Source organism: Bacillus sp. HNG (assembly GCF_003400205.1).
GTDB lineage: Bacteria > Bacillota > Bacilli > Bacillales > Bacillaceae_L > Ferdinandcohnia.
Genome location: NZ_QUQV01000009.1, coordinates 32,188 through 41,271 on the forward strand (window position 1 = coordinate 32,188; position 9,084 = coordinate 41,271).

Below are 9,084 nucleotides of genomic sequence, written 5' to 3' on the forward strand. Positions count from 1 at the left end.
GTATTGGTTAACAGTGATATTTTTCTATTGTATTTGGATTGTAGTTTCACACCTATTTCCAGATCCAAGCTGGTGGTCCATTTTTTCATCGGATCGCGCAACACATACTCCACTCATAGAGCAAACGTCTATCGTCAAAGTCACACTTAGCATCTTAATTTTTCTAGGATTAGCGCACCTACTACAACGTAAAATTCAAAAGTAAAGTGGGAGAACAGGATTATGATAAAGGTTAAAAAGAGATATATCCTTGGCGCGTTACTCATTCTTTTTCTAATACTTTCCTTAGTTAAAAACCCAACTCAACAGGACTATATTGATTATGCAAACTTTAGTGAAAAACAAGCAGAATCTTTCAATGAAAATGTGGACTTTGAAATAGAACTAATCAATTTCTATTTATTTTCAACTTATGCCCCAAAAGAGAAAACACTTGATCATTATGGCAATGTTCATCTTGGATTCATGGGACATTTTTTCCAAGTTTCTGAAGGACAATACGATTACCCGTGGTGGTTAGAGTTCTTTAATTAGGACTATGGGTAACAAATATGAATATACTTGCCCCTATAAAAGACAGAATAATTTGAAACTAATATTAGTTTGGAACGTATTATTTAGAAAAGGTCATTTCAAGGGGGGACTGCTTTGGCAGATGCCATTATGTTTTTTATTTTTATGATCCCTATATATGCAGTACTGATTTGGACTTATTTTTATCCTGAGGAAAGTATGTTACTGGGGCAAAGATGGATGTACAAAGAAGAACCGGAATTTACAGATGATGCGATCCGTTATACGAAATTTGGGGCGGTATCGGGTATTTTTCTTATGACGATGGTATTCGCACTCTATGTGATTGATCACTTCGTCATTCGACTTTTCATCATTTTAGGTTTCATTTCTTTTGTAATAATCGGTGGCTATAGACTGCTAAAAAAATATCTGGAATCCTAAAAGAATTGAATTGGAAATGAATGAAAAAATAAACATTTTTTGTAATAGATTTTTGTATAATGGATTTATGCACGATTGGGTAACCAGGTGCTTCCTTTTTTAGAACAAAGTGGAGGGGACATAGTAATGGAGAATGAGATTTTTGTGGATAAAGAAAAACAAGAAAAGCCGAAAGTGAAAATAGAGCGGAAAGAAGGGGAGCCGACTGCAGCCTTTAAAGGGGCTTCGTGGGGAGCGTTGTTGGTTGGTGTTTCTGCTTATCTCATCGGCTTGTTTAACGCAGCAATGGAACTAAATGAAAAAGGCTACTATTTTGCTATATTAATCTTCGGTCTTTATTCAGCTGTATCTTTGCAAAAAGCGGTAAGAGATAAAGAAGAGGGAATTCCTGTGACAAGTATCTATTATGGGATTAGCTGGGTTGCCTTGATTGTGTCCATTTCATTGATGGCGATTGGTTTATACAATGCAGGAAGTATTGTTTTAAGTGAAAAAGGATTTTACGGAATGGCATTTGTTCTAAGTGTATTTGCAGCTATTACCGTTCAAAAGAACATTCGGGATACACAAAAAGCTAGAGAAAGAGAGTAAAAGTAAAAAAGGGCCATCCAAGTCTAAAATGGATGGTCCTTTTGTGATTTGCGATGCCTCTGTTTCCATAACAGGAACGGGATTGAACTTAATAGGACGATTAGAATAATGGATAACAATGTAAGAAACACAGTTTCTGTCATAAGGATATCGAGATAGTCTGCAATATCCATTTCTTTGGCATAGACCTGATAAGGATTATTAACATTATAAACGATTGGCATTTTCTCCTTGTATTTATTATACGTGTGCCATGTCACGCCTTTAACAATAAAAATACTGTCCTGATTTTCGGGTTTATACATCATAGAGATGTAATAATCGTTTCTATTGTAAGTTGATGTTCTTCGATCAAACCCATGTTCCATAATAAGAGCAGTTGTTTCAGCATGATTTTTTCCAAAATATTTTTCATATACATTTTCAATCGCTGATTTTGTATCTGTCGAAAGAAAGAAAAGGAGTGTTCCAATCAAGCCACCAAATATCAAAAATGAGATAACAAAACCTGCAATTTTATCTAGGCATAAACGACTGGAAATGGTAGCGAACCAGTTCCATATTATTTTAATTTTGAAAAGCCAATACAACATATAGCCGATTGGATACAAACTAAAGACGGTTAACAAGATATAAAACCATTTAACTTCCTCTTTCAAAAGGGTCTCCGTGTAAAATTTTCCGTCTACTTTATAGCCGGGAATCGTATCTCCAACGTCCACCTTTTCAAATAATTCCTGACTGATTATAACCATCGCATCATTATGTTTTGTAGGAATACTGCTTTCAGGCAACGTTCCAATTTGAACGGAAAACCTTGGTCCTATCAACAAATCGTTCACGACGAATTTACGCCAAACCCTTTCTTCAACCTGATTTTGCTCTGCTTTTTCAAGAAAGACCTGATGCTCCTGAACGTTATCATAAATTGTATAAATGATAAATAAAAATGCTGCGAAGGCAAATACCTTCGGCCAATTTAGTACATTCATTCATAACTCCCTTAAATTTCCTTTTGTTTCAAGTATATGAAACTATTTTACTGAATAAAAAGGGTCTAAAGTCATAGTTCTTTTGTTCTGATTTGGCGACAGATTGAAATGAAATCATTAAGAATGGAAGTGTTGTGTTAGAATTGGTTCAAAATGGAATAAATAACGCAAATGTGGGGCTGACGAAGCAAAAAAGCACTGCATCTGGTTTTGAGGTGTGTGATGAGGAAAATATTAATCTTATTCTTGGTGATTGGATTATTAATATCATTTTTTGGGATCTTACCTTTTGTTTTTGATTATCCGTTTAGTGAAGATGCTAATTCGGGTCCAAGAAACTACTGGGAACTAATAGTAATGATTTCCTATGAGGGAAAAGGAAAATATTTAGTTGTCGGGGTTTTGTTACTCGTACTAACGATACCAGCTATTTTTAAACAGAAAGGGAAGGAGAGGTCCTCATGAGATGTGGAGCTAAATGCTTCCTTGTCGAAATAGAGGTAGGCGGGGAAACACAAGTTGAGTCAGTCAACGCAAGGACCCCAGCGGAGGCTCGGAAAAACATCCGGAAAAAACATGGAACAGAAACTCAAATTCTTGCAGTTAAAGAAGAGAAAAAGAAATTGTAATGATATTGATAAAGTTACCTGGAGGTAGATCATGGGGGAATTGATAGAAGGGTTCTTATTTTACATGGTAGTCTTAAGTCCAGCAGTCGTTGGAATACCATTACAAATTAGGGCTACCAAAAAGAGTCAAAGATTAGATAAGTTTTTTGCAATCAATTGTATGTTAGCATCCGGAGTCCAGATTATCGTCATTATCAGCTATGTGTATTATGTAGCTAACAAAGGCGGGCAGCAAGCTGAAGCGGTTGGGTGGCTATTAGTTGCCTATGTTCTGTTCTCCATCGTCATCATAGGTCTCAATACATTAATGGTGCTTGTTACTCACTTTATAACAAAGTGGATTCTGAAAATCAGAGCCAATAAGGTAACAAAGAAGATGTAGTTTACATAAACCTAAAGTTCAGCATTATGCAAAAACGCATAGGAATTGTTAAGAACAACGAAACAAAAAAGGCATTGCATTTGCAATGCCTTTAATATTGAATCCTTCACATAAATAAGTTAACTCTTTTTCGATTCATGTTTAATTTCTTCAATTCTCCACTTTTCAGTAGGATCATTTCTGCCCATACCTTTTATTAATACGAACTCGTAATCACCAATATCATTAACGGTGTTATAGGTTAATATGATCTTATCTTTTTCTGTTCTAACTTTTACAAGTTCAAGTACTGCATTTGGTATCCATTCAACCGACTTACTGTTAAATGCGAAAAGACATGGGCAAGTGAGAGAACTGTCTTGAGCCATTAAACCAAAACCGTTTTGTAAAGCAATAAACTCACTCGCTTCCTTAAAGGTTTTAGCTTCCTTATAAGATTCAACTAATTTTATCGCTTCAAGAAAATCCTGATAATGAACAGGTGTTTTTAATGCTTCAACTGCCTCTTCTAGTTTGACAATTTCTTCTGTTAATTGTTTGTTCCCTGTCTCTAAATCATTTGATGACCTAGAAAGACTCTCCACTTCCTTTTCTAGGGTATCTATCTGTTCTACTAATTTTTCATTATTATCTTGTAGTTCATGATAATCATCTTTTATCTCTTGTTCTCTCATAACAGCTAGAATTGTAATAGCTATCAATAAGACAAAACCAGCTAAGACAACATTTTTTCCTCTAAAATTTTTCAATCTAACCCCCCATTTCTTATCTATACAACTTATACGATTGGAAACCGATAAGGTGACAAGGTTTTTATAGATTCTGGAGTAAGTTAGCGCGAAGTGTCAAAAATCCAGGTGTAAAATATGGAAAAACATGCTAATTTAGAGAGAGATACTAGGTGAACTTAATTTAATTAAAAAGGAGAACACTTACTTTGAGCCAATACAAAAGAGACCAATACCCACTAAAAGGTAGAAAAGTACTGATTACTGGAGTTAGTCGTCGCCAAGGAATTGGATATGCGATTGCCAGTCAAGTAGCAGCATGGGGAGCATCTGTGATTATTCATCATTTTCAGCCTCATGATAAAGAACAATTCTGGGGAGCGGATGATTTAGATGAAGTAATCAAAGGGATTAAAGCTGAACTAATAGATGGTGCATTCCTTTATGATGTAAGCGGAGACTTTTTAAACCCTGAAGAACCACAAAGGGTGATGGATGAAATCAGGAGGACTTGTGGTCATCTGGATGCACTTGTTTGTAACCATGCAATGAGTGGAAGTGATGGTGCACTTGGTGAACTAACAGTTGAAATGTTGGATAAACATTGGGCAGTTAATGCACGATCATCTATTTTACTGGCACAATCTTTTGCGAAACAACATGATCCTACTTTAGGTAGAGGTAGAATCATTTTCATGAGCTCGGGTCAAAGGTTAGGGCCAATGCAAGGAGAAATTGCCTATGCTGCATCTAAGGGAGCGCTCGCTGACCTTACGTTAACAATATCAGATCAATTGGCTGATCAAAACATAACCGTCAATACCGTGAACCCGGGACCTGTAGATACGGGGTATATGACCAAGGAACTGTGGGAAAATCTGAAACCAATGTTTCCATTTGGGCGAATGGGACAACCTGAAGATCCAGCACGACTTATTGCCTGGTTATTAACAGAAGAAGCGTCGTGGATTACTGGGCAAATCATTAATACAGAAGGTGGATTTGGACGTTGGCGTCCGCATTCCTAAAATATAATCGTCTAATTAAAAAGTAGACTCATGGAACCACAGGAGGACCTTTTTATGAGAATACCATTAATATTTAACGGAGTCGCTGTAATTCTTTTATACATAACCTTATGGGTTCTTTATTATTTTGATTTTATAAATGCCTTTTGGTTAATTGGGGTCTTATTAGTCGAACTCCTTTTTCTTTTAATTTTGTTAATCCTTTTTCGAAATAAGAAATCCGATTCAATGATCATTCAAATCACAGTAGTTTTCTTAATATGTATTTTCGTTTTTGATTGGAAATTAGTAAACTATGAATCCCTTACCTATCGTGTCAGCTTAGAGGCGGATCCTATTGAAGTGGTTAACCAGTCTGGTATACATTTAATGGTTGTTAAATCATTTGATATTGATTACCTACAAGATGAGGAACTCATCGCTGAAATTTTTATAAATGAAAAGCAAGAAGTCATTAATTTGCAAAAAATCAATAATGAGAGTCGCTATAAAAGTAAAAATGTACAGCTTTTGAATTGGTTAATGAATAGGGATAATGATTTTTCAGTAATGAGGAAAAACGTACAAAAATATCTCTCAGGGGACACCGAAAGTATTGATCGTTTTTTAAAGCGGGATGATATTTCAGGTGATAGTGTCGGGTTAGGGTTGGCGATATCCGCAAAAATTGCAGAAGGAAAGTTAAAAAACAACAACACAATTGGTATAACAGGTGCACTGGATGCAACAGGAAATGTTTTACCGATTGGAATGGTTGAAGAGAAGATAAGGATTGCAGAGAATGAATCATATCCCTTTATCATTGTTCCTAGCGGAAATGCTAAAGAAGCTAGGGAAGTTAAACAATCCATGAATCTGAAAATCGAAATATTTGATGTGAACCATATTGACCAAGCATTCTCGCTTATAAAAAGGCTAAATACGGAAAGTAAAAACTAGAGCCTTCTTTATAGCACTTTGATAATGATTGTTTTAGGAATATTAAATAACGAATAAGCGTTTGTAGATTGGAGGTAATTATGGCATTCCTATTTTGGCCATTTATGATTGGTTCCCTTATTCTATCCATTTTTGCGATACGGTTAAAAAAGCCATCGTTGCTTGTGATTTCTTCCATTTTAATATTACCAATGGCACTATATCTAGCAGCCACACCACGGTTTGAAATCTGGGGGCTCATCTTTCCATTGTTTTATGTAGGAGCTGCAGTATCCCTTGCCAAAAGAATAAAATGGTTATCCATCTTGCTGATTGCACCAAATTTCATCTTAATTGGTTGGATCGGTTTTTCTGTAATGAATCAATAGTATGAAAGGAGTGTTATATTCATGGATATAAAGTTAGTCATTTTACAAACAGATCGAATCAATGAAATGAAGAAGTTCTATGTGGACCGTTTTGGATTTCCTTTACTAAAAGAGGACACAAAAAGTTTTCGCATTGCTGTCGGTTCCAGTGAGTTAGAATTTACATCGGAGAAAGTCAAAGGAAATCCCTATTACCACTTTGCATTTAATATTCCTTCGAACCAATTTCATGAAGCGAAGTTATGGGTAAAAGAAAGAGTCGAATTAAATGTCGAAGATGGAGAGGATGAAGCCTATTTTTCCTTCTTCTCCGCACATGCTTTATATTTCTATGACCCTGCTGGGAATATTGTCGAGTTTATTTCTAGAAATACTTCCGAAGAGAGAACAAAGCCATTCTCGATCGAAAATGTGTTAAATATTAGTGAAATCGGTCTAACTGTAGATGATACTGTAGGTGTTGGAAATAAGTTGATTGAGATCGGTATACATGAGCGAAACAACGAATCATTGAGCCAAACATCGCTTAATTTCATGGGAGAGAAAACTAAAGGAGTATTCATTATCCTTAATCAGCCAGGGAGAAGATGGATTTTCTCTGATAAGAAATCAACTGTCTATCCTATTAAAATTCGTACAGATGACGATAGTAGAATTACGGTTAATTCCGATAATCTAGTAGAAATATATAAGGGTTGATGGAAGATGAGTAAAAAAGGAAAGTTAATTTTTCGCATTTCTATTGCGTTAAATATTATCCTAATTGCTGTTGTTGCGTGGAATTATATGAAAATGAATTTCGTAATGGACCAGGTAGTTCTGACAGAGGTTCAAATTAACCTTGTAGAATTAGAAGGTTTAATCAAATATCAAATGGAAGACAATTGGTCTAACCCTAATGTAGTTACAGCTGAGTTAAGGGATATCTTGGATGGAATTTCGCTTGGCATAACAACAGGGGAACAATTGGGAACCATTTCAGAAAGGGATAAGGTCATTCTGACCAAATTATATCACCGACTATACCAATACCCTACAGATGAATTATATCGTCTCGCAACTGTTACCGAGATTGATCAAAAGAACTTTGAAGAATTGCGTGAAATCCTCCGAGATGCAGGATTTGGGTTGAATCTTCAGGTTGGGGTTGAGTTTGAATACTTTATCGAAAAAGCGGAAAAACTGGAGAAAAATATTGAAGTACCTTTAAATAACTAGGTATTAAGTAATGATGTAGAGAGGAGGATTGTTATGATTTATATTGCTCTGTTACGGGGGATTAATGTTGGTGGAAAAAATAAAATAGATATGAAGTTGCTTAAACAATCTTTTGAACGAGTCGGAATGAATGACGTGGTGACATATATCAATACAGGTAATATTATTTTTACACACAAAGGCAAATCAAAAATAGAACTTTCACGTCTTTTGGAGGAAGCGATACATCATGATTTTGGATTGCAAATTAAAGTAGTCGTTCGTAGTCTGGATGATGTCACAGGAATCATTCACGCAATACCTGACTCGTGGAAAAATGACAAAGATATGAAAAGTGATGTCATGTTTTTATGGGATGAAATTGATGATGAATCTGTCCTGGAGAATTTGCTCATCAAGCCAACCATTGACACGGTGATTTATGTCCCAGGTGCAATTCTATGGTCCGTTGACAAGAAAAATGTAACCAAAAGCGGAATGACAAAGATCATTGGAACTAAGATATACAAACAAATTACGGTAAGAAACGTCAATACAGCCCGCAAGATATATGAATTAATGCAGGCTAATAATGGGGAGTAATCGAAACGAAGAAGAGTTATTGAATGACAAAGAAACTGTATTTTTTACTACATAAAGGGAAATTTAATTGTAGCGTTTATTATTGTTAAAATTGAGGGATAAAATGAATTACATTTGGGAAGCTTTAGCAATCTTATTTACTGGTTTTTGCTTATTTCGGATTGCAGGTAAAAAAACTGTGGCTGAAATGACAGCATTGGAAACGATAACTATTTTGGCAATGGCCTCAACTATAGGTCACGCTATTTCAGAGAATGACTTAGTAAAAACAATCTTTGCCTTATGTGCCCTTGTAACTCTTCTAATGTTTATCCAGTTTTTAGCTATTAAATTTAATATCATTGAAAAGTTATTTATAGGGAAGCCAACCACGGTTATTCAGGATGGGATCATTATAACCAACAATCTTAAAAAGCTACGCATGACTAGTGAACAGCTGGAAGCAATGATACGGCAAAAAGGAATTTCTTCGGTCACCGATGTTAAAACTGCTTCGGTTGAGATTACTGGGCAACTTGGGTATGAATTAATCAAAAACGCTAAGCCAGTAACTCACGGAGAATTAGAGAAAATGTTAAACCAACTGCAATCGAATATACTCCAACAGATTTCTGGTCATGACCAGCCCATCCAGAACGACAAAAAAATAAATGATTAGTGTTATTTTTGT

General features: G+C 35.5%; 15 protein-coding genes. 13 read left to right on the forward strand and 2 right to left on the reverse strand.

Features of this window, described 5'->3' with window-relative positions:
• Positions 1-222 precede the first annotated feature (222 nt).
• The 3 genes from DZB84_RS16240 to yiaA all read left to right on the forward strand — a co-directional run bounded on the left by DZB84_RS16240 (position 223) and on the right by yiaA (position 1,548).
• Entirely contained in the window at positions 223-534 is a 312-nt protein-coding gene (locus DZB84_RS16240; protein ID WP_223254476.1) for a hypothetical protein, read from the forward strand.
• A 114-nt stretch (positions 535-648) separates the two neighbouring features.
• Positions 649-957 carry a hypothetical protein gene (locus DZB84_RS24985; protein WP_189655273.1) on the forward strand — a complete coding sequence of 103 codons (309 nt, stop codon included), beginning with the start codon at positions 649-651 and terminating at the stop codon, positions 955-957.
• Between the two features lie 126 nt (positions 958-1,083).
• Positions 1,084-1,548: an inner membrane protein YiaA gene (gene yiaA, locus DZB84_RS16250; RefSeq protein ID WP_411266270.1), complete on the forward strand. Its 465-nt coding sequence runs from the start codon at positions 1,084-1,086 to the stop codon at positions 1,546-1,548.
• A gap of 23 nt (positions 1,549-1,571) precedes the next feature.
• On the opposite strand, the gene DZB84_RS16255 is transcribed toward yiaA, so the two are convergent.
• Positions 1,572-2,540: a hypothetical protein gene (locus DZB84_RS16255; protein ID WP_116353328.1), complete on the reverse strand. Its 969-nt coding sequence runs from the start codon at positions 2,538-2,540 to the stop codon at positions 1,572-1,574.
• Between the two features lie 222 nt (positions 2,541-2,762).
• Between DZB84_RS16255 and DZB84_RS16260 the strand changes: the two genes are divergently transcribed.
• Genes DZB84_RS16260 through DZB84_RS16265 form a run of 3 tightly spaced genes read left to right on the forward strand, consistent with a single transcriptional unit; the run spans position 2,763 to position 3,551 of the window.
• Positions 2,763-3,005: a hypothetical protein gene (locus DZB84_RS16260; protein ID WP_116353329.1), complete on the forward strand. Its 243-nt coding sequence runs from the start codon at positions 2,763-2,765 to the stop codon at positions 3,003-3,005.
• Positions 3,002-3,169: a hypothetical protein gene (locus tag DZB84_RS24990; protein ID WP_189655274.1), complete on the forward strand. Its 168-nt coding sequence runs from the start codon at positions 3,002-3,004 to the stop codon at positions 3,167-3,169. The genes DZB84_RS16260 and DZB84_RS24990 overlap by 4 nt, the downstream gene beginning before the upstream one ends.
• A 31-nt stretch (positions 3,170-3,200) precedes the next feature.
• Positions 3,201-3,551, forward strand: a complete 351-nt coding sequence (locus tag DZB84_RS16265; RefSeq protein WP_116353330.1) for a hypothetical protein — start codon at positions 3,201-3,203, stop codon at positions 3,549-3,551.
• Positions 3,552-3,670: 119 nt separating this feature from the next.
• Here DZB84_RS16265 and DZB84_RS16270 read toward each other — a convergent pair whose 3' ends face one another.
• Positions 3,671-4,300 (reverse strand): coiled-coil domain-containing protein, encoded by a 630-nt coding sequence (locus DZB84_RS16270; protein WP_116353331.1) that lies wholly within the window; start codon positions 4,298-4,300, stop codon positions 3,671-3,673.
• Positions 4,301-4,488: 188 nt separating this feature from the next.
• Between DZB84_RS16270 and DZB84_RS16275 the strand changes: the two genes are divergently transcribed.
• The 7 genes from DZB84_RS16275 (at position 4,489) to DZB84_RS16305 (ending at position 9,072) form a co-directional block, all read left to right on the forward strand.
• Positions 4,489-5,307: an SDR family oxidoreductase gene (locus tag DZB84_RS16275; protein WP_116353332.1), complete on the forward strand. Its 819-nt coding sequence runs from the start codon at positions 4,489-4,491 to the stop codon at positions 5,305-5,307.
• Between the two features lie 54 nt (positions 5,308-5,361).
• Positions 5,362-6,246, forward strand: a complete 885-nt coding sequence (locus tag DZB84_RS16280; protein ID WP_189655275.1) for a S16 family serine protease — start codon at positions 5,362-5,364, stop codon at positions 6,244-6,246.
• An 80-nt stretch (positions 6,247-6,326) separates the two neighbouring features.
• Positions 6,327-6,614, forward strand: coding sequence for a hypothetical protein (locus DZB84_RS16285; protein ID WP_116353334.1), 288 nt, complete (start codon positions 6,327-6,329; stop codon positions 6,612-6,614).
• Between the two features lie 21 nt (positions 6,615-6,635).
• Positions 6,636-7,313 carry a VOC family protein gene (locus DZB84_RS16290; RefSeq protein WP_116353335.1) on the forward strand — a complete coding sequence of 226 codons (678 nt, stop codon included), beginning with the start codon at positions 6,636-6,638 and terminating at the stop codon, positions 7,311-7,313.
• A 6-nt stretch (positions 7,314-7,319) separates the two neighbouring features.
• Positions 7,320-7,832, forward strand: a complete 513-nt coding sequence (locus DZB84_RS16295; protein WP_116353336.1) for a hypothetical protein — start codon at positions 7,320-7,322, stop codon at positions 7,830-7,832.
• 33 nt (positions 7,833-7,865) lie between these two features.
• On the forward strand, positions 7,866-8,414 hold the full coding sequence (locus DZB84_RS16300) for a DUF1697 domain-containing protein (protein WP_116353337.1): 549 nt from the start codon (positions 7,866-7,868) through the stop codon (positions 8,412-8,414).
• A 103-nt stretch (positions 8,415-8,517) separates the two neighbouring features.
• Positions 8,518-9,072 (forward strand): DUF421 domain-containing protein, encoded by a 555-nt coding sequence (locus DZB84_RS16305; RefSeq protein ID WP_116353338.1) that lies wholly within the window; start codon positions 8,518-8,520, stop codon positions 9,070-9,072.
• Positions 9,073-9,084 lie beyond the last annotated feature (12 nt).

What these genes read in the sequence shown, in the direction of transcription:
- DZB84_RS16240 (WP_223254476.1), top strand. Translation starts at nt 223, where the DNA reads ATGATAAAGGTTAAAAAGAGATATATCCTTGGCGCGTTACTCATTCTT.
- yiaA (WP_411266270.1), top strand. Translation starts at nt 1,084, where the DNA reads ATGGAGAATGAGATTTTTGTGGATAAAGAAAAACAAGAAAAGCCGAAA.
- DZB84_RS16255 (WP_116353328.1), bottom strand. Translation starts at nt 2,540, where the DNA reads ATGAATGTACTAAATTGGCCGAAGGTATTTGCCTTCGCAGCATTTTTA.
- DZB84_RS16260 (WP_116353329.1), top strand. Translation starts at nt 2,763, where the DNA reads ATGAGGAAAATATTAATCTTATTCTTGGTGATTGGATTATTAATATCA.
- DZB84_RS24990 (WP_189655274.1), top strand. Translation starts at nt 3,002, where the DNA reads ATGAGATGTGGAGCTAAATGCTTCCTTGTCGAAATAGAGGTAGGCGGG.
- DZB84_RS16265 (WP_116353330.1), top strand. Translation starts at nt 3,201, where the DNA reads ATGGGGGAATTGATAGAAGGGTTCTTATTTTACATGGTAGTCTTAAGT.
- DZB84_RS16280 (WP_189655275.1), top strand. Translation starts at nt 5,362, where the DNA reads ATGAGAATACCATTAATATTTAACGGAGTCGCTGTAATTCTTTTATAC.
- DZB84_RS16285 (WP_116353334.1), top strand. Translation starts at nt 6,327, where the DNA reads ATGGCATTCCTATTTTGGCCATTTATGATTGGTTCCCTTATTCTATCC.
- DZB84_RS16290 (WP_116353335.1), top strand. Translation starts at nt 6,636, where the DNA reads ATGGATATAAAGTTAGTCATTTTACAAACAGATCGAATCAATGAAATG.
- DZB84_RS16295 (WP_116353336.1), top strand. Translation starts at nt 7,320, where the DNA reads ATGAGTAAAAAAGGAAAGTTAATTTTTCGCATTTCTATTGCGTTAAAT.
- DZB84_RS16300 (WP_116353337.1), top strand. Translation starts at nt 7,866, where the DNA reads ATGATTTATATTGCTCTGTTACGGGGGATTAATGTTGGTGGAAAAAAT.
- DZB84_RS16305 (WP_116353338.1), top strand. Translation starts at nt 8,518, where the DNA reads ATGAATTACATTTGGGAAGCTTTAGCAATCTTATTTACTGGTTTTTGC.